Raw genomic sequence first — 23346 nt, 5'->3', positions numbered from 1 at the left:
TTTTATTAACTAAAATTGACTTTGAAGCACGAGTGATCGTGCAAAAGTCACAAGCATTATTATAGCTCAACAAATGTCAAAATCATAGTGCCATAAGGGCATATTTCATTATATATGAAATAGGGCACAAATTCATAGTAATAAGGAAATGCTCTTTCTTATAAGTATCCTTTTTCCTTCAGGCTTACAAATTTATTCTCCCCTATAATTAAATGATCTAATATTTCAATCCCAATAATTTTCCCTGCTTCGACCAAACGCTTCGTCACTTCAATATCTTCACGGCTTGGCGTAGGATCACCGGAAGGATGATTATGAAGGCAAATGACAGAGGCAGATGAGCGGCGGAGAGCTTCCTTGAAGACCTCTCTTGGATGAACGATAGAAGCATTCAAACTCCCAATAAAAATAGTTTTCTTATGCAATACTTGGTTCTTTGTATTTAGATACAAACAAACGAAATGCTCTTGTGCCAGAAAGCGCATATCATTCATGACATAATTCGCCCCATCTTCTGGGGAACGAATGATATATCGGTCGTCATAGGATAAATTAGAAATTCGCCGTCCTATTTCTACTGCTGCAAGTACCTGTATAGCTTTTGCTTTTCCTATACCTTTTATAGCAGTTATTTCATCTAACGTAGCATCTTTTAAAAGCCGTAAGCCTTCAAAATTTGTCAATAAGCGATTGGATAATTGTAGAACCGATTCCTCTTTTGTTCCCGTTCTTAACAAAATCGCAAGCAATTCATGATTTGAAAGGCTTGCTGGGCCACTTTGTTCAAATCTTTCCCTCGGTCTTTCCCCCTCAGGAAAATCTCGGATCATTAATGTTTCATCTTGCAACATGATTCCTCCTATTTACCTTGATGGCAAATGGAAGTTAGAAAGGCAAATCATATCCGAGCATGCGCAATTCTCTGATCGTTTTTGATAGCGGCAGGCCTACTACTGAGAAATAATCTCCATTAATCTTTTTAACGAGGAGCCTTCCAAAGCCTTGTATTCCATAGGCTCCTGCCTTATCCATCGGTTCTCCGGTGTTAACATAGCTATAGATTTCCTCGTCTGTTAACTCCCAAAATACCACCTCGGTTTTTTCAAAAAACTCGACGTGCTTCGTTGGACTAAAAATCGATACACCTGTATAAACAAAATGATGGCTTCCCGACAATTGCTGAAGCATTTTTGTAGCTTCGTTCTCATCATTTGGTTTTCCCAACACTTGCTCATTTGCTACCACAATTGTATCACTGCCGATCACAAAAGCTGTCGGATATCTTCGGGCAACAAATTCCGCTTTTCGTTTAGCTAGCTCCATCACAATATCTTCAGGGGTATGATCTGGATTGTAGGTCTCGTCAACATCACTGCTGCATACTTCAAATGTTAAATGTAAATTTTCTAGAAGTTCTTTTCGCCGTGGGGAAGAAGAGGCTAAAATGAGGGTCTGCATTAAATCACCTAACCTTAAGATTGTTTCAAAAAAGGATGATACAAGCTTATCGTACCAAATTCTCTTCTTAGAAACAATTTCCAAGTGAAAAAACTTCTTCCGAACTAGTCCCTTCTATTTTAAATCCTCTTATTAAGACGTTTTTCACCTATCCGAAGTTTCAATTTCCATAATTTTATGTTTTAAAAAAGAGCCAGCGCAATAATTTTTTACGCAGACTCCTTTATATCAAAACCTTTCCCTATAAATTATTTCCCAGAAAATTAATTTTCTCCGATAATGTTTGTCCATCATTTACAACACTTTTTTAAAAGCAGGGGATTTGCGCTAGGGTTGTCCACAGGACCAATTGGCTATAAAGCTTGATAAGCAGCCAGGAAATTCAAGAGGTGCTGCTGTACTTTCCCCAATGTCTTTTGCTCATGATTTTCACTATAATTGCTTAATAAGCTGGCTGCTTCCTCTAATTCCCCCTTGAGCTGCTGCAGTTGCTCATTTTGTATATTCTCAAACTCCTTCCATTCCGTTATTTGCGCAGCTAACGCGTTTATTTGTTCTGTCGCCATTGAATTGGATAGATGTGCAGTTGTACAAATTTCTAAAAGAAGCTTATATAAATTTGGAGTGGCTTCTAACAGACTGCGTTCTGATTCCTGCAATTGCGAAATTGAGCTCCCGCCAATGGCCATCTCCTTTGAAAAAGTATCTATCCCGCTTTCTTGCAAATGGCTTCCGAGCGACTTTGCATTTTCTAAATTATCTGCCACACCTACAAATAAGAAAAATTGCTTATCTATCTCCATTACTTTAGCGGGTAGTCCTTTTTCCGTCATAGCTGCAGCTTCCACATCAGCAGCGTCAGCTGTCGAAAAAACACCACCTTGAACTAAATAGCTTGTCAGTGCCGGGAGCTCTACAACAGCCTTTCCAGTGGGGCTTGCTTCTTCTTCAGGGGAGGCTTCCTCCACCGGTCCAGATACCGCTTCTGTCATGGAATCAGAAATAACCATATTTAACATTAAAATGCCAAGGGTTGTCCCTGATAAAACGGCTAAAAAAACGATTAATAATATCGATGGCACAACCCCTTTACCGCGAATATGATGGCTTTTTTTTCCACCGCTCTTTCCCTTTGATTGGCTCATTATTTTGTATTCCTGTAGTTGTTCCTGCTCCTCTACATCAGGCAAGATCCAGTCAAATTCATCATCTTCTTTCACCTGTTCTGCAGCCGACAGCTCTTGCGATGCAATCTTCTCCAGCTCTTTATATGGAGCGGAGGCGCTATTTTTTCGGTCGTGATTATCTTCCCGTTCGCCTATTTGTTTCTCTTTTTCAGTGGAGCGATCTTTCCCGTTAATTTTTATCGTAATCGTTTTTGAATTTCCTGACTTGTCCAATGATTGCCCTCCTTCCATGTCGAATGCAGGTTTGCATCAAACATATCATAAAGGCAAAAAAAAATAACAAGACTTTTGTCGTCTTGTTATAGAGATTTTCGTCAAATTTTTTAAAATGGTTATAGCAACAATCAACAGAGATCCCTGTAAAGAGATTTGCCGATACATTAGACTAACTATAGATCACCGAACTTTGGTAAAGGATTCTTCTTGTCTGCCGGTTCGGGCGTTTCCAATTTGGGTAGCTGTTCCATTAAATCTGCTAACGTCGGCATATAGAAGGCAGCGATTTTAACTTGATAGCTTAATGGTCTATCGGACTGCTCCTGCTCAATGATTTCTTCACCTGCAGTAAAATCAATAGCTTCAACAACCGTAATTCTCTCCGAATTTTCAAGATTGCTAATAAATTTTTCAAATTCAAAATAGCTTGGCGACTCCACGCTTAACGTTACGGAAATTTTTTTTACTCCAGTCGGCAATGGAAGTGTATTTTCTTCTTCTGCTGCTCGTTCTTCCTCAAGCTCTTCATCCTCATTTAGCTCTGATTGTTCAGTTTCTTCCGCGGCAAACGAAACTTCACTATTTTCAAAATTCATATTTGTAACAAAACTTCCAGAGACCACTTCTGCTTTTTCCATATCGAGGATTAATTGCTGTGATAATTCCTTGACAGGAACCATTTTTTGCAAGGAAACCGCATTTTGGAAGGTATTGGCATTTGCATCAATCGTTTTACTTTGTAAAGTAGACAATAATTGTTCTTGAGAGGCCAATTCTATTTTCTTTAATGGAATTTGCTCTATTTTTGGATACAAAACAAAAAAATAAATACTCGCAAATATGAGGATGAGGACGGCGCTAACCCCAATTATTAATATTTTTTCGTTGCGGGACAACTTTATTTTCATAGACCATCTCCCCCTTCCTCGTGGGAGCTATCACCATTTGCTTTTAATACTTCACGGTTCAACTCAATTTCAAAAAGTCCTAAATAGCGGGGAATATATTTTTCATTTTTAATGGCACGATCATCAAGCCCATCATCCGACTCGCCGAATTTTTTATCATAAAATCCAGTCACGGCGTCTAATGTCACAAGTCTTGCATCGGTAACCCAGTCCGACTCTAAAAGAGAATTTAAGTAATAAGCAGCTTCGCGGCTCATTTCAAACTGTATCGTTAATTGTAAAAATCCAGTTTCTTCATAGTTAATCGACTGAATAAATCCTCTTTCAGGGAGCAGAGCCGTTAAATTCTTTAAAATAGGGACCGTTTTGATTGGGTAGCTTTTTACCCATTTAACCGCATTTTCCAAATCAGTAATCGAGTTCGAAGATTCATAGGCTATTATTTTTTGTTGCTCACTTGCAACCAACTGTTCCGCTGTGGCTATTTGTTGCTCTATGTTTTCTAATTTATTCGTATAGGTGGCATTCATCCAAAAAGCGAATGCTCCACCAATTAAAAGAAGAAGACAGGAAATGACTATGAGCGTTAAAAGGGATTTATTTTTCGCCTCTTTTTGAGGTAATAGATTGATATCGACTAGCATTGATTACACCCCTTTTAAAGCAAGCCCTAATGCTAAATGAAATGCTTGGGGCAGCTTTGTTTCTCCTTGTTCAAAAACAATCATTTGCACAGGAACATCAAAGCGATTGTCAAGTTCAGCTTTTATTTGCTCAAGCAACGGGTGATCCCCACTAAGCAAGATTTTAGATACCTGCTTTTTCCCTTGATGCAATGAGTAGCGATAAAAGTCCATCAAGCGGTTAAGCTCTTTATAAGAATCCTCCATTTGAAAAGAAAACTGCTCTTTTTCTCCCACAAAAGCTAATTCGTATTCTCCAAAGCGATTAAGTTTCTTATCCCAATCCTCACCATTAAATTCAAGCGGAAGATGATGCATAAAAAACGGAATCGTATTTTCAAAAATACATATATTTACATCGCTTAAACCGAATTGCACGACAAGCAACGCTTCTTGTTTTTGCTCCTTTTGCAGATGGGCATAGAGACGGTATATGGCCAATGGAGAAACTTCAGCGGCAACCGGATCAAGCTTTGCTTCCATTAAAAGCTCCATATATTCCTGAACGTTTTCTTCCGGTGCAGCAAAAAGCAAAATTTCTTGTTTCTCTTCACCCCTTGAAAGAACGACTGCATCAAATACCGGCTCTTCAAAGGGGAGATGGATAGTGGAACCCAATTCTAAGTAAAGATATCCTTTCATTTCATCATCCTTTACTTCGGCAGGAATAGACACTTTCCGAATAATGACGAAAGATTCAGGAATAAGAAAGCGAACTTGGCGATTTTTCAACTTCCAATCGGTTATACATTCTTCCAATATATTACTGAGTGTTTCATAGTCAACAATTTTTCCATTGGCAATGATTCCTGTTGGCAGCAAGCGTTCTTCCCAGTGCAGTGGAATTGGCGGATTGATCTGCTTCAGCTCTACATAGCGAATGGAGTGATCATTAATAACGAGATTAACAACGCGCTTTTTTCTTGAAAATAATGTGAATTGCATATGAAACGACCCCTTAAACACCTGCTAAAAATGAGAGATAAAATGAGAGAATCGGCTCGTAAAAATAATAAGCCGTTAATGTACCAACTGCAATGAAAGGTCCAAACGGGATCGGCTTCTTCCGTTCTGTCAATTTAAACAAAATCCCGATTCCACCAACGAATGCCCCAAATAAAGTTGCTAAAAAGAAGGAGAGTAAAAATACCTTTGTTCCTACAACGAAACCAACTAAAGCAAACAGTTTAATATCTCCACCACCCATGCCGCCTCTGCTCACAATTGCGATGAGAAATAAAAGGAAGAAGGCAATCACTCCGCCGAGAAGAGAGTCCCACCACGGACTGAGAGGAAGTATGAGCCGCTCCAACAAAAAAATCCCCGCAAACACGAGTAAAACCTTATCAGGGATTAGCATATACGTAATATCGGAAACAAAAATAATCATGAAAAGAGAAATCAATGTCCAAGCCACGATAAGTTCTAACGTCCAGCCTAACAGAAGCGGAGCAGAGACAAATAACAGCCCTGTCATAAGCTCCACTATTGGGTAAAGCGGGGAAATCCTCGTCTGACATTGACGACATTTTCCCCCTTGTATTATGTAAGACAACACGGGAATTAACTCAAAGGCCCGCAGTTGATGGCTGCAGTTCGGGCATGCTGAACGCGGTGCTATAATTGATTTTTTTACTGGAACTCGGAGTCCCACTACATTAAAGAAAGAACCTAAGATGAGTCCATAAATGAATATCACGAGAATTATCATAAGTACTTATTTCCTTCACTTCATATTTAGCCTACTGACTTTTCTTTATTTCTTTATCACCTTTTTTTGCATTGTTTATATCACTAATACTTACATTAGAAAATTCGACTTCTATATTATCTTTTTCACCTTTACCTGTAATTCTAAATTCACCTTCTTTAACACTTACATTTGTATCATCTGAAAATTTAGAATTTAACTCAATATGATTCTCTAATTCCTTCAAGGTTATCGCATCATCTCCAGTTTCCGAATAATAAATCTTTGCCGAATTAATAATTTGGATCGCATCTGCTTTAACTGAATCAATTTTCGTATTTTCGATGATTTTTCCAATACTTGGAATCGCGATCGCCGCAATAATCCCTAAAATAACGATAACCGCCAATAACTCGACTAACGTTAAACCGCGTTGATTGTTTACTTGTTTTTTTACATTTTTTATCATGTAAATCTCTCCCTTTTTTCTAGTATATAAGTACTAAATACTATTATAGTTTCAACATAGTAAACTTGTAAACGCTAATCGAGTAATTATTTTGCAAAAATTTGTTAATCTATTTATTAGCTGACCTGATTGAAGATTTCAAACATCGGAACCATGATCGACGTAACGATCGTGCCGACGAGTCCCGCCAATATGACAATCATAAGAGGTTCAATTAATGCTTTAATTCTATCCGTGCTGTTTTCTACTTCTTTTTCATAGAAGTCTGCCACTTTTCCCAGCATCGCATCTAATGATCCAGTCTCTTCCCCGATGGCTATCATCTGCGTGACAAGCGGTGGAAATGCCCAATGTTTTTTCATCGGACCTGTCAATGATTGGCCGCGTTCAAGAGCATCCCTTGACTGACGAACAACTTTAGCAATTACTTCATTTTCAACCACATTTTCAACAATCGAAAGAGCTTGCAGAATCGGAACAGAACTTGTAAACAAAGAACTCAATGTCCTCGTCATCCGTGCAAGCACTGCTTTTTGAAACATCTTGCCAAAAATCGGTAATCTTAATAAAAAATAATCCAAATAATACTTCGTATTTTTATTGCGCCTAATAAGGGCAATCACTCCAACGAATAAAAGAATAAGCAATACGACCAGCCACCAAAATGCCTGCATGAATTTACTAGCGTTTAAGACAAATTGCGTAATTGCTGGAAGCTCCCCGCCAAAATCAGCAAACATGTCCACAAACGTCGGGACAACGGAAACGAGTAAAAATATAACTACTGCAATCGCTAAAATTCCGACGACCATCGGATAGGCAAGCGCTGATTTTATTTTTGCTCTTGTATTGTGCTGCTTTTCAAAATGAACAGCTAAACGCTCCAAAGTTTCATCCATGCTTCCACTTGCTTCACCAGCACGAATCATATTAACAAACATCGGAGTAAAAATCTTTTTATGCTTGGCGGTGGCATCTGAGAGCGGTTTTCCTTCGCGCAGTTCTTGCTCAATATCGAAGAGCGCTTTTTTTAAAGCCTTACTTTCAGTTTGGTGAGCTAAAATATTGGTTGATTCTACAACTGATACCCCAGCCTTCAAAAGTGTTGAAAACTGTCGCAAATAAATAACGAGATGCTCTAGCTTTACCGGTGAACCGATTGAAATATCCTTCGTCAATATTGACTCTGATATTTCCGTCATTTCCAAAACGCGTATCCCATCCATTTTTAGCTTTTGCATTGCTTCTCTTCTTGAAGTAGCATTGACAAACCCCTGTTTATTTCCTTTACGATCTCTACCAACATACTTAAATCTAGCCATCTTATTTTAGATTCTCCTGTAAAAATGGTTCAGCAGCGTCCCTTGAAACGATTCCGGATTGGACAAGCTCTTTAATGCTTGATTCCAGCGTATGCATGCCATAGGCACGTGACGTTTGAATAATATTGACAATTTGGTATATTTTCTCATTGCGAATCAAATTAGCCACGGCTGCATTATTAATAAGAATTTCCGTAGCAGCTCTTCGTCTTTTTTGATCCGCTGTTGGAAACAAGCGCTGGGAAATAACAGCCACGAGAACTGAGGCAAGTTGAATTCTTACTTGCGGCTGCTGGGATGGTGGAAAAACATCAATAATACGGTTAATGGTTGCCGGCGCACTTGACGTATGTAACGTTCCTAGCACAAGATGTCCTGTTTCTGCAGCCGTTATCGCCGTTTGAATCGTTTCTAAATCACGCATTTCCCCAACGAGGATGACATCTGGGTCCTGTCTTAATGCTGCACGTAATCCATTTGCAAAATTATTTGTATCGAAGCCGACTTCCCGTTGGTCAATAATCGAATTGCCATGCTTATGCAAATACTCAATCGGATCTTCCAGTGTGATGATGTGCTTGCGCATATGTTGATTCATATATTGTATAAGCGCAGCTAATGTTGTCGATTTTCCACTTCCGGTAGGACCTGTTACGAGGATCAGACCTTGTGGGCGCCCGGCAATTTTCGTCAAAACGGAAGGCAATTGCAAATCCTCAATCGTTGGAACTTTCGTCGGCACAATTCGTATGGCCATCGCTACACAGGAACGCTGAAAATAAGTGTTAACACGAAAACGGGAGACACCTGGTATCCCGTAAGAAAAATCAAGTTCTCCCTTTTCCTTGAACTGCTCCCACATGTGGGGAGGAATGATCGCCTTCGCCATTCCTTCTGTATCAATCGGCTTTAACGCCTCTTTTCCATATCTTTTTAATTCCCCGTTCAGTCTCATAATAGGGGGGACTCCAACTGTTAAATGGAGATCAGATGCTTTTAATTCAAAACCGGCTCTTAAAATATGCTCAATCATTTCTTTCACATTTTGCACCCCTATTCAGGAATTGCTACTCTTAAAATTTCTTCCGTTGTCGTCACACCTTGCTTAACCTTGAGTAAACCATCGTCAATGAGAAAAATAGTTTTACTTTTAATCGCCAATTCTCTTAATCTTGTAAAAGAATCACCATCCATAATAACCCTTCTCATCTCATCATTTATAACAAGGACCTCATGGATCGCAAGGCGCCCCTTGTACCCAGTCATATTACATGATGAACATCCTCTGCCGCGTACAATTCGTTCAATTTTGATACCGCGTTTAGCAAAAATCTCCAACTCTCTTTTTGAAGGAGCTTGTTCTTCTGCGCAGTCACGGCATACACGACGAACTAGACGCTGGGCAACAATTCCGCTTAGTGAGGAGGCCACTAAAAACGGCTCAACTCCCATATCAAGAAGGCGAGTAACAGTGCCAAGCGAGTCATTCGTATGGATCGTACTCAGTACAAGATGACCTGTTAACGAAGCTCTAATAGCAACTTCAACAGTCTCTTTATCGCGAATTTCCCCAACCATAATGATATTTGGGTCTTGACGTAAAATAGAGCGCAGCCCTTTGGCGAAGGTCATCCCAACATTCCCATTCACTTGAATCTGATTAACTCCTTCTAATTGATATTCGACGGGATCCTCGACCGTAATAATATTCACTTCCTCACTATTGAGTCGATTGAGGGCAGCATATAAAGTCGAGGATTTTCCTGATCCCGTTGGTCCGGTAATTAACACAATCCCCGTTGGCTTTTCAATCATGTCGATAAACCGCTTCAAATTTAACTTATTAAAGCCTAATTTAGTAACATCATTTAAAGAACTACTAAGGTCAAGGATGCGCAAAACAATTTTTTCTCCAAACACAGTCGGCAATGTTGATACACGAAGATCAATGGGATGAAAATCTAAATTCACCTTAATTCTTCCATCTTGCGGTACTCGATGTTCTGTAATATCTAGGTTCGCCATAATCTTAATTCTCGCTGTCAGCAAGCTTTGCATATGCTTCGGCAATACTCTTTCCGTTCTTAAAATCCCGTCAATTCGGTAGCGGATAAGTACCTTTGTTTCTTGAGGATCAATATGAATATCGCTTGCCTTCATCGCAACGGCATTCGACATTAGCTGATTGACAAGGCGCACGACAGGGGAATCGTCTGAGCTGATTTCCTCCTCTTGCCCCGCTTCATGCTCAGACAGATCGCCTATTAATTCATCAAAGCCTTCATCAATTTCATAATATTTATTGATCGCTCTTAAAATGTCGTCCTTCGTAGCAATAGCCGTTTCAATTTGAAAACCAGTCGAAAGTCGCAAATCGTCAATAGCAAAGTAATCCATAGGATCAGCCATTGCAACAAAAAGCTTATCTCCATCCTTTTTCAATGGAATGAGGCGATTTCTTTTTGCTGTCTCCTTCGAAATCAGGCTGAAAAGGGTGGTATCGAACGGATAGCGATATAAGCTTATATGTGGAATGCCCAGCTGGAACTCCAACACTTCAATAAGCTGCTGTTCTGTAATATAACCCCTTTGCAAAAGAGCATCGCCCAGTTTTTGACCGGAACTTTTCTCCTTTAATGTAGATTGAAGCTGATCCTCAGAAATAAGACCAGCTTCAACAAGTAAATCTCCAAGTCGTTTTCGGGTTTGCTGTTTCATATTAAGTTCCCCGCTTTTTGGTGATTATTTTGGTATTTCATTTTCTTTTCCCCAGAGGGAATTTTCATCGTTCTTTGGACTATCCAAATGATCGCGATCAGATGGCGGTGCCTGCTCACCATTCTCATCTATCGAAGTAGATTCGCCAGTTTGCGATTCAGGATCTCCATCTGCTTCAGCATTTTCTGTCCCGGGAGTTACGGTCGAATCACCTGTTGAGACAATCAAACCGGTAATTTCGATTTGATGAATAGGTGGATAGAAATCTTCAGAAATCAATTCCTTTTTCAGCACTGCCCCATTTTCATCTCGATGCTCCCGATAAATTTTTATAAACTGCCCATCTTTGCCTGCAACCTTTACTCGAGATTCAGTTGGAGAAAGCTCTGAATTGAATTGAAGAATCGTTTTTGGCTTAAAGCTTTCCTCATCCTCTTGTAAAAGAATATATCGATTTAATAATGTCGGCCCTTTTAAATAGGTGATAAAAACATCATCCACTTTCTCAAACTCTATGAAATAGCTCCATTCATTTCCATTAGCGAAGATTAAATCATAGTTCAGCTCTGGATCAACTTTTGCCTCAAATCCTAAAGCGGCATACTCTGGTAGTTCGGAGCTAATATGCCTTTCAATCATTTCGAAATTGGTTGGCAGGATCACCTCATAAATGGAAGTAGAAATTTTACTTAAAGTCAGAGCGGAAACTGTACCAATTTCATCTTTAACATAGTCCAGCAATGAAAATTGTGATGTTGCCTTCAATTCAATTGTCTTGCCTATAAATAGATCAAGCTCGTTTTCGACAAATGCTGAATCAAGTTGAAACTCAGAAATCACCTGGGGTTCGTTGCTTTGTCCATCCAATAAGTAATCTTCGATGCGGATCTGATATGAGCCAATCTCTAGCAGTTGGGCAGCGCGCATAATCTCGGCTTCTAGTTCTTCAAGAGCAATATCCTCTTTATTAAGCCGTGAAGACAAAGAATAGAGCGTTTCATCCAACGAATTGAATTGAACAGAAACAGGATTACTCTGGCCATTCTTCGCTTTTTGAACCGTCTCTGTCAGATCAAAGGTAAAATAACGCAAATCTAGCTGTTCATTATTTTCCTTGTATTTTAAAGTGATCGTTGTTTCATTCAGCCATTTTGTTAGCTCTTCATCTGTTAGTTGAAGTGCTTCATTCGCGGTTTTGCCAGCTACAGATAGGGAGCCAATTTTCGTACCTTCTGCAAAAAAATCATGGTTTTTGACAATGGCCCCGTAAGCTAATGTACCGAAATGTGAGAAACTAAAAATATAGGCAACAGAAATCATTAAGACTAGAAACAGCTTTATCCCGTGCTGGTTCCTCACAAAAATCGGCCTCCTCCGTTACGCTTCCACATTCATGGACAGCTCAACAACAATACTTGGTCCTTCTGCTTGTGCCTTTTGAATTTGTTCTGCTGTTAAATAAGTCCCTTCACTAAATAAAAGAACTCCTTCTTTATCATAAATATCTTTCGTAAGTTTTTTACCAATTAAAAGTTCAATTTGCTTTTCCTTTAAAGAAGTTATTTCCTCATCTTCTGCTACTGTCACAGCACTAGAGTCCGAATATGCTTCCGCCAGTTCATCTGTCACATTTTTTCCTTCTAGTTCCTCAACAGAATTTAGGAAATAAGAAGCCGCATCTTCTTTAACAATAATGATATCCTTTCCAAATGTAACAACGGATTCAGACGGGAGTGCCACTTCTTTATCCGTTAGCTTCAATTGCATGCCAAGAATATGACCCGTTTCTTGATCGATAAAGTACTCAATTGCTTCACCTATTAACTCACCTTTTCTTGTCATTACCTTTGTGCCTGTAATTTTTATTTTCTTATTTACAAGCTGATTGGCAATAGGAATCTCATTTAAATCAATGACAGCATTCTCACTATCAATCGTTACTGCATACTCTCCTATTCCGACTACTTTTTTAAACGGGATTGCCTTGACACTTACTTGAAATTCTTCATGATCAATCATTAAAAAGTCAACTGAACCTTTATCTGGATTGATCACTAAAGATTTTACCTTTCCTACTTGATTGCCATCTAAGATGCTAATAATGGGTAAACTGTTAATTTGAGTACTTGTTTTCATAAAATTTTCACCACACCTAATCTATAAGTTCACGAAACTATTTCGAATCAATCTCATCCATACGCCATTCGACATGTATGTATAAAATTCATCCATATATTACATTATTTTAACATGTATTTAGGTAAATCAGCTTATTTTTTCACAATATTGTTTAAACAAATATTGAATCTCCATATCCAAAACAGGGTAATCTGTAAATTTTTCCCTTAAATCAGCCAACAATCCCTGCAATTTACTCAATTCTTTCTGCCTGATATAATGCTCTATCAATATACTGGCAAAAATATAATAGTCTTGTGCCGATATTTTGGGATGTAAATGCTCCTTCACGTACTTCTCAAACTCAGGAGGAGTCATTTGTTTTCTAGCATGCTCAATTTGTGATACCATCGTTTGCACCATTTGCTGTTGAAGGTTAGTTCTTTGCTCACCTTTAGCGATTGTTGATTGATTTTTTATATCAAACTGTAAATTCTCATCCTCATCATCTCTATCACTACCTATGTATGGACTTTCTTCTAACGCAGCGAGCGAAGTTGCTTCTGCTATCTTGTGCAGAGAATTGTGATCAAAATTTTCAATTTGTAAAAGACTCAGAGCCCCTTCATTTCCTGCAGCAATTTCCTTTTGAGCAAGTTCAAGCTGGTAGGATGCTTCTTCTTCTTCTAGAAAGATTGACTCTAAAACAGAGGTTTCTTTCGCCCCTTCTCTTCCCGATTCACTAATCGCATCTTCCTCCTTTATATCACTTTCTTCTAAATTCACCACCTCGCTTTGAGGGGAAAAGGTATTCTTGTCTACTATGTCGATAGTCTCGGCGTCATTTGGGAAGTTTTCCAGTTCCTCACTTTCTAGCAGCATCTCGATTTCTGTCATATATGTCGATTTCTCGATCCTGCTGATTTCATCATTTTTTTCAGTAAGAAATGGGGGTTCAACTATCTCTTCAACATCTTTTTCTATCATATCTGCTTCGTTCGTTTCCTCCCCCAAATCTTCTATTTGCTCGATTTCCAACAAACGTTCCTCACTAGCTTGCTCCTCTTCCTGCACGAATGAAAGACTATGCTGTTCAAATTGTTCGAGAAAAGGTTGCTCAGATTCTTTATTTTCTTCTTCATATGTAATGAACTCTTCATTATATAGTAAAGGCTCAGAATGCTTTTCATTTTTCTTTAAAAATAATAGGTGATGGAATCTTTTATCCAATATGTAAACCGTAAGAACCGTTAATAATAACAGGATAAGAGCCGTTTGCCAAATTGGAAAATTACCTTTTGCCAGTATTCCTACATTGGCAAAGATAAAAGCAATCATGATCAGCAGCCCTTTTCCCTTATTGGTTAATCCCAATGGCAGAAAATAAATAATGGGTACGAGAATAATTAAGGATATGACAGAGACGACCAGCTCTCCCATTTGTTCACCTCTTTTTAGTATAAAAGTTTTAGTTCTATTTTAATATTTCGATCAACATTATTTTTTATAACATACCCGTATTAATGAAAAGCACTTGCTTGCAAAAACAATTGAAATCTCAACGTTTTTCGCATATTTTCTACAATTATAGACTCTTAAATATTGTATAATAAAGTTAACTATTTTAAAAGAAGCCGAGTAGTAAATATGATAGAGAAAATCCTTTTCTCACAACTAGTTCACAAAAAATAGGACAAAGGAAGGTGAAGCGTTTGAAATTAGTACATAATGCAAAGGGACTTACATTAGTTGAAATCCTTGTTTCTATAACAATATTGGGCATTATTATGACTACTTTTCTGTCCTTCTTTAATCATGCCTACTCGTACACGAAAAAAAACGAAAATAAAACCGTAGGGATCAATGTTGCGCGTAACATCCTTTATTATTTCGAACAGCAGGATTTCGAGAAAATTTATCAGGCTTATTTTAAAGAAAATGATGAAATCACAGAAAAAGAAATTAATCCTGTAAATTGCAATGACGTCTTAATTGGTGAGAAGACCGAAATCGTTTTTGATGATCCAAGTGTTTGTAAAAGTTTTTTTTCAACGAAAATTAATAATGTTGATTACGAATCGAAAGTAATATTTACAAGGGGAATCGAGAATGATGAAATTCCAGAAGAGGATAAGCCCGATTTGCAAGAGCAATTAATAGGTGTGGAAGTGACGGTTATGTGGAATAGCCAAACCGCTTCCGTAAGGGGTTTGATCCAAAAATGAAGAAGCTAATCAGAACAGAAAACGGGTTTACATTAGTTGAAGTTTTGGTGACACTCGTCATTATGGCAATTGTATCTGGAATCATTTATAGTGTTTTCACAACAGGTTTGAAGCTGTATCAAAAAATCGGGATTGAAGCCCAATTACGGGATGACGCCGACTATGTTGCAACCATGATTCTTAATAAAATGTATGAGGCGCCGCCAGACTACATTAAGAAATATGAACAGGACGGGGCACAGGGGATAGAACTTGTAAGGTATGCCGCAAAAGAAGTAGAACGTTATATCGTCGATCATCGATATAACGAAGAAGGAGATATTGAAATTGAGCGCCGTTTATTCATTTATTTCAAAGATGAGCGATTCTTCATTGAGACGGTAACGGACGATGCCAATGAAAACAGTGCGACGATTGCGCAAATTTCCACCGACAGCTCAAGGTTCACCTCCATCGATGAGCAAAGCTCTGAGATCACGTTTTCTTGCAGCAATCCAGAATTAAGTGAGCGTTGTCCACATGGCATTATTCATTTGAATCTTATCATTGGCGAAGATAAAGAGCGGTTTTCAAATTTATTCAAAATTGAGCCGTTAATTTTGGAAAGTACTTTTGGTTTTTAATGAGGTGAACATATTGGTCAAGAATGAACGTGGCTCTACCCTTGTTGTCGTGATGCTCATGATTTTAGTATTTACAGTGTTAGGCTTATCCATTCTTTCTACGAGTATCGGTGGTGCGAAAAGAACCGAAATAAGAGAGGATCAAGTAACGGACGATTTGGATTCAATTCGTGCCCTAGGCGAGGCTGTTGCCTACATAAAGAAAACAATTGATACAGAGTTTAACCTCCCTTTCGGCAACCCTGATATGTCGGTCAGTACTTATCATCACAATATTATTGAGGCCAAACTCATTCATAACCCATACGGTTATCGAATAGAAAATATTAGTGACGATCGTGAGTACAACATTAAAGAAGATGAAGACTACACAAGAGTTTTGAAGGTCTCGAGCGGAAAATATGAGCAAATCGTTTACATAACAGGAATGCCAAGCTTCTTAAAATACGCAATCGGTTCAAGAGAAATCCTAACTTTAAATGGCTCTACTTATGTTGAAAAAGGGAATATATACGCAAAGGAAAAACTCGTGATAAGCAATCAAGCTAAATACATTTATAAGGGGGTTCATGGCATTGAACCGACAACGTTTCCATCAGTTAATGAAGAAAATGAGCATCAATTGTTTATTGAAGGGAATGACATTGAATACTGCCCAAATAACTGCTACAGTGCTGAAGAAACCATTACAAGTTCCTTCCATCCTCTTCCTGGGGAACAAATAGAAAGAGCATTTTATCCTACTGCTCCCACTGTTTCCAAAGAAGAGAGTGAATATGTAGGTGTCGATATTGAAAAAACGTTTAAAGAAAAGCTCAAAACAGCAGGATTTTTGAGCAATCATATTGATCCATTCCCATTGGAAATTAATGAGATTATTGCGGAAGGTCTAAATTCTCCAGCCGTTGAAGTCGTTTCGTCTTTTGAAAATCTCAATCAATCACCAACGATCAAAAGCTATTTACACCTTGGCGAGGATGAGAAAGAGGTCTATATCGACACAAATCGTCTCGTTATCGATGATAAATCGAAATGGATTGTCATTGACGGCAGCGGAATAATCGAAAGTGTTGGCAATGATGTGATGGAAATTTCAGCAAATATTCTCATCACAGGTGATCTAACGATAAGAGGAGATATCGCCTTCGATTCTACCATTTATGTTCTCGGTAATACGACAATCAACAATGTGGACATTAGAGGCTTCAATAAAAGTGAACTGATCTTGATGACAAAGGGGCAACTGGAAATCGCGCGGATCAATAAATTTCTCGATCAAGTCAACACCATTCATGCTTATTTATATACGCACGAGGATGCAGAATTGTATGCGGTAGGTTCCTATCTGCGTGTTGAAGGAGGAATCTTTGCACACGGAAACCTCGAAATTAACGCGTACCGCGGCAAGGCAAAAGAAAATGGCCATGCAATTGAATTCGGGAAGGGATTAGAAAATAAACCTGCCGAATCAAGACTTGTTATCAAAAATGATAAAAGACTTTTTTTAAATCAAGCACAGGGATTGCCTAAAATTGATCGATTAGAAGTAATGACCGATTTAATGAGAAAAGAATAAGAAATGCCGATTGAGCATATGCTCAATCGGCATTTCTTCCTTAAGTTAATATTTATCCCCGTTATCCCTACCATTTGAACCTTTTTCAACCACTTTCACTTTTAACTCTGCTGTAAATGTATTGTCATCCTCATCTCGGACGGTGATTTTCACACCTGCATCACCAATCCTCTTCGGAATAAGCTCCCCATTCGGCTCAACCTCCAATATCTTTTCATTGGTTGAAGCAAAGGAAGGCTTCCCTTTAATATTAGTGGCATCCGAAGGTAAATATCTAAAATGTTGATGAACATTTTTATCTGTTGCCCCTTTTTCAATTACAAGCTCATTATCGACCTCTATGCCTGTTAATGGAGAACCGACATGAACAATAATCGTAGTGGCAACATTGCTGCCATCCTCAGCCTTAATTTCGATTTCAGCAGTTCCCGTCATCTTCCCATAGATCCGACCTGACTCTATAATTTCAACAATAGAAGGATGTAAGGATTTCCAAGCTAGCTTTTGATTAGAAGCATTTTTCGGCTCTATCTCAACATGAAAATCATGATATTCAAGCAGCTTTCCAATATGGAGCGGATTTGGTGTAACAGTAATTTTCTCAATTAAGATTGAATTAACCTTCAACGGGATTAACTCTTTAATTTCATTTCCAGCAATATCAGTCGTGATGACTTGGAGATGGGTCTCACCTGGTTCTAAGCCTGTTACTTTTCCATTTTCAAACATAGCAATCGTTGGTTCCAAAATGGTAACGTCAAAGTCTCTATCCGTTTCATCATCCGGTGTTATTTTAATCTCAACAGCGAGTGATTCGCCGACATCAATCTCAATTGGATTCGGTTCAACAGACAAACCTTCCTTTACAATCGTTAACGTTTTAACAATTGGATTATCATTAACACTAAAACCGCCTTTTGTTCTCACGCGAATCTCAATGTACCCCTCTAAGTCTTTAGGCAATTCAATCATTGCCATTGGATCAAACTCATGCCACTCCGTATCAGCACCGTCTACATTTAATTGATATTCATAGATTGCCCCGTCACCTGCGACAAAGTCCGTGATTTTGAAAGCAACGCGTCCCTTTGTTGTATCTCCAGATTGAAGATTTTTGCTTAAGGATACGTTCTTAAGCTGAAAATTTGTTTTTAAGTAGAGAATCGCTTTCGTATCGTCATAATACGTGATTTCAATAGCCGTTCCCTGATTGATTAACCCCATTCCTTTTACAGCTTTTTCGATCAATATATTGTCTTGAGTCAGGATGGTATCTGCTATCGTCGCCCCATCTTGACGACTGATTTTTTCAATTAATCCTTTGTAATCCCCAGAGTAATTATAGTTCGTTTCATTTAATTGAACCCTCATGGAAATTCGCTGTTCATCAATATTTAAAGACTGAGTTTGCTCCTTGAAACGGGAATCATGAAAATATAACTGTGCTTGCGGCATTTGTCTATATGGTAATGCCCAGTCTGCCTTTAACCTTACTTTAATCACATATTCTGCAACAGAAAAATCTCCAGATTCATAAATGATATCATTATTTTGCAGATGAATTTCGAGCGCTCGTCCATTATCTATTGGTTGAACCGTGATCCCTTCCACAGGTTTACCATCTTTTAATAGTGAAATTTGCTCGTGCGTCGCTAAAGAGATTCCCTCAAATAGCGGTTGCGTAATTTTTATATCATTGATTATTCCTCTCGTAATTTCAGTGAATACTGTTTCAGGTCTAAGCTTGTACTCAACGAAAAATTCATTTCTTTCTGAATCATGATTGCCAATCTTTATTAAGTTATCAGGAGAATAAAATTGATTTCCTAAAATATTCACTTCATTTAAAAAATATGGGGCCCTCTCTTCATTGACGATAACTGTAAACGGTTCGTGTTCAAAAGTCTGCCGTGTACCGTTAATATCCGTGTAAGTCAGCGTCACATTATTGCGGAATTCATAGCTCCCTGCCTTCTGAAATTGCAACGGCAAAGATTGTTGAATCACATGTGGATCTGGCTTTTCTCCTGCCGGAAATGTGATGTTAAAAGGGATTTGCACAATCTGTTCATCGTTTGCCTTGAAATTAGAACTTGAATCAACGATAACGTCTCCATTAAAAGGGCTTAAATCGATCATGACACTTCCTGAAATATTAGAAGAATTTACTTTTCTTGAAATATCATCAAATATCGCTGTTAAATTATTAGACTTTCCTTGTACAGCATATCCTCCCGTCTTAACGGACATATTTCTTAATAGTTCGAAATCCACTTCACCTTCCTGGGCGAAGCCAATGCTGTACATTGTGATTCCATTACTTCCAAGAGTATCAGAAATATTTAGCGCCTGTTCTCTTATAATTTTTTTTACTTCTGCCAATGGAGCGTTGACACCATTTTTCCTCGCTGTTTGATTCGTAAATATTTCATAACGATCATTATGGTGCGTAAGGACAGTTGGCTCCCCATCTGTTAAAAAGATAATATATTTGCTTCTATTGCTTCCTTGGATAAATTTCCTCATTGCTTCAGTCAATGCAGCATTGTAGTTTGTGCCCCCGGTTGAAACACCACCTGAATCTAAATCACCAATCGCATTTTTAATATTATGTAAACCTTCAAGCGAGACGATATTGATTCTTTTCTCACCCCAACAGTGTCCGAGAAAACAATTGGTGGCTGCTTTTGTTTTTCTACTGACTTCGCTGTCAAAGGGAACAAAGTAAAACTTATCTTCGGCTTTTGAATTCATTTCGAAATAATGAATGGCTGATTGCAAAGCATGTTTGGCCGTTGTATCCCGTCGTGCACCATCAAATGGTTCAGCCATCGAGCCCGATGTGTCATGTACAAAAACGACATCAATCGGCAATCTTTCGTCCTTAGGTGCCATTCCCTTCCCGGTAATCGTAATATCGATGTTTCCTTTTGCATTGTCATGAGGCGGTTTGACAAATTCCTCCGAAGATGGTTTTACGGTAAAGCTTGCCCCTGGAATTGAATTCATATCCTGATTTACTTTTATGATAACAGGAGCATGCCTCTTTGCCGTCGTCAGTCCATCATAATGTAGTTCGATATGCTCGAAAGAATAGGTGCCTGCTTTATGAAAGATTAGTGGCAACGATGTTGCTATATTACTAGGATCTGGCTCAGCGCCAACTGGAAACGTAAACCTAAACGGGATATGCGCCACTTGATTATTATCTACTATCGCGTCCGCATCAGGAGCAACAGTAACGTCTCCGTTAAATTTCCGTAAATCGACCGACACTTCACCACTAATTGTATAATTATCGATTTTCTTGGAAATCTCTTGAAATATATTGGTCAAATTGGTAGGGGTTGCTCGGACCGCTGCAGCACCGGTAATCGATGACATGCTTTCCAATAATTGAAAATCGATCTCATCCTCTCTAGCAAAACCGATGCTATACATCGTAATATTATCTGCTGCTAACTGTCTGCTCGTTTCCTTAGCAATGCGATGAATCAATTCTCTTGTTTTTGAATAGTTTCCTCTTGAAGTTACTCCATTGTATAAAGCTGTTCCGTTTGTATATAATATGTACTTGTAATTTCCGTAATTTAAAACGGTCGGTTCCCCATCTGTAAGAAAGACAATATATTTATTTTTATTACTGCTTTGCATTAACTTGTTCCTTGCGTACTCAAGAGTTTGTGTATAATTGGTACCGCCTATGTTATTCGATTCAAGCTTGCCGAGCAAGCCTTCGATATTTTTTAAGCCTTCTACTACTTTTACCTGTCCACTCGTACGGACATTATCGTTGAACGGAATAAAGAAAAAGCGATCTCCAGATACTTGATTATCTTTAGCGCCAAAATATGTAAGGGCACTCGCTAGAGCATTCTTTGCACTCGTAGATTTCCTCTTATTCTCAAAAAAGTCATCCATCGATCCTGATGTATCATATACAAATGCGACGTCAATTGGCTCTCTCTGCTTCTGATCAACAGTCCCAGTAGGAACTAAATCAATATTAAGCGCCCCCTCAGCCATGCTATCGGCATTTAAAGTAAGCTTTGCTGATGACGGCGATACAGAAAAATGAACATCTGGTTGACTTGCTGCTTCTATGGGTAGAGGCTGTAAAAACACAGATGAAAGTAAAAATAGAATAATAATACCAATCGAAACGCTCTTGAACCTATTTCTCATAAATTCCCCTCCCTTGATTACGTCATACGTTCTGAGTCTTTATTACTACTATTATACCAATTATTAGTTATAATCAATAGGGGAATTGTTAAATATTTGTAGAGAGCTCTCTAAATTCTTCTAATTTCATATAAATGAAACTTACTTAAAGGAACCCTTTAAGCTCTCGAAGAGCGGCAAAAAAAATAAGAGTCAATCCCCTTTTTCTGGTTTTTTACTCTTATTTTACATATTCTGCTACCTTATTCCGTCCATTCCGCTTCGCTCCTACATAAAGGGCTCTATCTGCATGGCGAATTATGGACATGGCATCATCCGCATCATCCGGAGCTGAAGCCACTCCAATGGACGCTGTCAGGTGAACAGAAATCTCAGTTTTTATATCTTCAATATGTTGAGAGAGGATAAATGGACGATTGGCAATCGTCTGCCTCACAAATTCAGCAATATTCAACGCTGCTTTCTTATCAACATCAGGAAGAATAATAACAAATTCCTCGCCGCCAAACCTGGCTACAATTCCTGTTTTCATATCAATCAGCGCAGAAAGCCGTTGCGCAAGCTGGTAGAGAATTTCATTACCACTCTGATGACCATAGCGATCGTTGACATTTTTAAAATGATCGATATCCAATAAAATAACAGAAAGATGGTCTCTTTTGCCCTTTGTTAATAGAAGATACTCCGCTTCTAAAGCACGCTCCATATATCGATAATTATAAAGCTTTGTGAGTGCACAACGCTCACTATCTTCTTTTGTTCTTTCATAGTGCTTGGCATTTTCAATCGCAACAGCGAAATACGAACTAAGAATATCAACGATCATAAGCTGTGCTTTTTCATAGGCTCTTTTTTGTTCCGATGCTAGAAGAAGGATGCCGACTACCTCATTGCTGCGGACAATTGGCACACATATAATGCTTTCTGCAGACGCAGGCATATATCCATGCACAATGTCTTTCCACTCTCTTTTTGAATTGTATAAAACAGCCTTTCCAGTCGACCAAACATGCCCACTTATTCCTTGACTTTTAAATTGTGAAGGAATTTTCAATGATTGCTTCACATTTTTTTCAACGCTTTTCAGCAATTTTAATTCATCGTCAACGATATCCAAAATATAAGCATAATCAACCGGAAACATTTCAGTTAATCTTTGGATAAACAAATCAAGTACTTCTTCTACATGTAATCTCTCAGCTAACTCATGTCCAATTTCAGTGGCTTTCTGTAAATTTTGGTTCACCTTGTCACTAGAATAGTACAAATTTAATATGATCGATAGACTTGCAAATGGAATACCGACAAAAATAACAGCGATTGCTCCTACTTCTTGATATAAAATATATAAAATCATTCCGATTGGCAATGTAATAGCGGTCGATAACGCCTCCCAAATGAAATCTTTATCAAATAGAGCTCTTTTTTTCCCCTGAACAATATAAGCGATAAACATTAGAAGAAAATGATTTAAAAGAAAATAGGTGCAGGCGTATGCAAAGGCTAATAAGAGATTGTGCGGGCTGCTCAAAATATCTATCCCATGGGTTCCACCGAGAGCATAATACACAACCCCACTGCCGACAGAAGTCATAAAAAACATTAACCAATTTAATGGATAGCGGTGCAGCTGTTCCCTCGGAGCCCGTATTCTTAAGAGGAGGACAACAATGGCGATCTGCATAAAGATAACTTCAACGAAGAGGCCGAATATGAGAAAGACTGTAAGCGAGACCCATTGAATATAAAAAATTGGCGTGTTGTTGATAATCATTGGTGTACCAGCAACAAAGCATGTTAATAACAAAAACCCTAAAAGTTCGAAACTTATTGAAGATACGAGAGGAGGGAAAAAATAATATACGAGCCAGCTACCAGCGGGTACAATAAGAAGCCATAAAATCCATATAATCCTCTTTACATGTGGCCTGAGCAACATTATCCCCCTCTCTTCCCATTTTTGACGCA

Annotated in this window: 19 protein-coding genes; 3 read left to right on the top strand and 16 right to left on the bottom strand. The window is 38.4% G+C overall.

The window, feature by feature from the left end; all coding sequences use genetic code 11:
- Positions 1–158: 158 nt before the first annotated feature.
- The 14 genes from radC to NST02_RS08755 form a co-directional block, all read right to left on the bottom strand.
- Complete coding sequence (radC, locus tag NST02_RS08820) at positions 159–851, bottom strand: RadC family protein (RefSeq protein WP_235879533.1); 693 nt, start codon at positions 849–851, stop codon at positions 159–161.
- Positions 852–885: 34 nt separating this feature from the next.
- Complete coding sequence (locus NST02_RS08815; protein ID WP_095307754.1) at positions 886–1458, bottom strand: Maf family protein; 573 nt, start codon at positions 1456–1458, stop codon at positions 886–888.
- Between the two features lie 353 nt (positions 1459–1811).
- Positions 1812–2858: a hypothetical protein gene (locus NST02_RS08810; protein WP_095307320.1), complete on the bottom strand. Its 1047-nt coding sequence runs from the start codon at positions 2856–2858 to the stop codon at positions 1812–1814.
- 176 nt (positions 2859–3034) lie between these two features.
- On the bottom strand, positions 3035–3769 hold the full coding sequence (locus NST02_RS08805; RefSeq protein WP_137744266.1) for a hypothetical protein: 735 nt from the start codon (positions 3767–3769) through the stop codon (positions 3035–3037).
- A complete protein-coding gene (locus NST02_RS08800; RefSeq protein WP_095307331.1) occupies positions 3766–4413 on the bottom strand; it encodes a PilN domain-containing protein in 648 nt (215 codons plus the stop codon). The genes NST02_RS08805 and NST02_RS08800 overlap by 4 nt, the downstream gene beginning before the upstream one ends.
- Positions 4414–4416: 3 nt before the next feature.
- Positions 4417–5397 (bottom strand): type IV pilus biogenesis protein PilM, encoded by a 981-nt coding sequence (gene pilM, locus NST02_RS08795; RefSeq protein ID WP_137744267.1) that lies wholly within the window; start codon positions 5395–5397, stop codon positions 4417–4419.
- A 13-nt stretch (positions 5398–5410) separates the two neighbouring features.
- Complete coding sequence (locus tag NST02_RS08790; protein WP_211344133.1) at positions 5411–6163, bottom strand: prepilin peptidase; 753 nt, start codon at positions 6161–6163, stop codon at positions 5411–5413.
- 31 nt (positions 6164–6194) lie between these two features.
- Entirely contained in the window at positions 6195–6611 is a 417-nt protein-coding gene (locus NST02_RS08785) for a prepilin-type N-terminal cleavage/methylation domain-containing protein (protein WP_137744268.1), read from the bottom strand.
- 116 nt (positions 6612–6727) lie between these two features.
- Complete coding sequence (locus tag NST02_RS08780) at positions 6728–7933, bottom strand: type II secretion system F family protein (RefSeq protein WP_095307350.1); 1206 nt, start codon at positions 7931–7933, stop codon at positions 6728–6730.
- Position 7934: 1 nt separating this feature from the next.
- Entirely contained in the window at positions 7935–8975 is a 1041-nt protein-coding gene (locus NST02_RS08775) for a type IV pilus twitching motility protein PilT (protein ID WP_137744269.1), read from the bottom strand.
- A gap of 11 nt (positions 8976–8986) precedes the next feature.
- Positions 8987–10651: a GspE/PulE family protein gene (locus tag NST02_RS08770; RefSeq protein ID WP_137744270.1), complete on the bottom strand. Its 1665-nt coding sequence runs from the start codon at positions 10649–10651 to the stop codon at positions 8987–8989.
- Positions 10652–10675: 24 nt separating this feature from the next.
- Positions 10676–12010, bottom strand: a complete 1335-nt coding sequence (locus NST02_RS08765; RefSeq protein WP_212933126.1) for a G5 domain-containing protein — start codon at positions 12008–12010, stop codon at positions 10676–10678.
- 18 nt (positions 12011–12028) lie between these two features.
- Positions 12029–12787, bottom strand: a complete 759-nt coding sequence (locus tag NST02_RS08760; protein WP_095307377.1) for a PRC-barrel domain-containing protein — start codon at positions 12785–12787, stop codon at positions 12029–12031.
- 129 nt (positions 12788–12916) lie between these two features.
- Positions 12917–14209, bottom strand: a complete 1293-nt coding sequence (locus NST02_RS08755) for a hypothetical protein (protein WP_340948735.1) — start codon at positions 14207–14209, stop codon at positions 12917–12919.
- A gap of 272 nt (positions 14210–14481) precedes the next feature.
- Here NST02_RS08755 and NST02_RS08750 point away from each other — a divergent pair, with 272 nt between their 5' ends.
- The 3 genes from NST02_RS08750 to NST02_RS08740 are packed head-to-tail and all read left to right on the top strand — an operon-like array spanning position 14482 to position 17193.
- On the top strand, positions 14482–14994 hold the full coding sequence (locus NST02_RS08750) for a type IV pilus modification PilV family protein (RefSeq protein ID WP_170211344.1): 513 nt from the start codon (positions 14482–14484) through the stop codon (positions 14992–14994).
- Positions 14991–15617, top strand: a complete 627-nt coding sequence (locus tag NST02_RS08745; protein ID WP_137744274.1) for a PulJ/GspJ family protein — start codon at positions 14991–14993, stop codon at positions 15615–15617. Before NST02_RS08750 ends, NST02_RS08745 begins: the two co-directional genes overlap by 4 nt.
- 13 nt (positions 15618–15630) lie before the next feature.
- Entirely contained in the window at positions 15631–17193 is a 1563-nt protein-coding gene (locus tag NST02_RS08740; RefSeq protein ID WP_137744275.1) for a hypothetical protein, read from the top strand.
- Between the two features lie 45 nt (positions 17194–17238).
- On the opposite strand, the gene NST02_RS08735 is transcribed toward NST02_RS08740, so the two are convergent.
- Together NST02_RS08735 and NST02_RS08730 are read right to left on the bottom strand one after the other, a co-directional pair.
- On the bottom strand, positions 17239–21378 hold the full coding sequence (locus NST02_RS08735; protein WP_212933124.1) for a VWA domain-containing protein: 4140 nt from the start codon (positions 21376–21378) through the stop codon (positions 17239–17241).
- A gap of 220 nt (positions 21379–21598) precedes the next feature.
- Positions 21599–23152, bottom strand: a complete 1554-nt coding sequence (locus NST02_RS08730) for a sensor domain-containing diguanylate cyclase (protein WP_244988868.1) — start codon at positions 23150–23152, stop codon at positions 21599–21601.
- Between the last annotated feature and the right edge of the window lie 194 nt (positions 23153–23346).

The sequence above is a fragment of the Robertmurraya sp. FSL W8-0741 genome (assembly GCF_038004005.1).
Lineage (GTDB): Bacteria > Bacillota > Bacilli > Bacillales > Cytobacillaceae > Robertmurraya > Robertmurraya siralis.
Note: the sequence above shows the minus strand (reverse complement) of the source record. Positions and strands in the feature narration are given on the sequence as shown.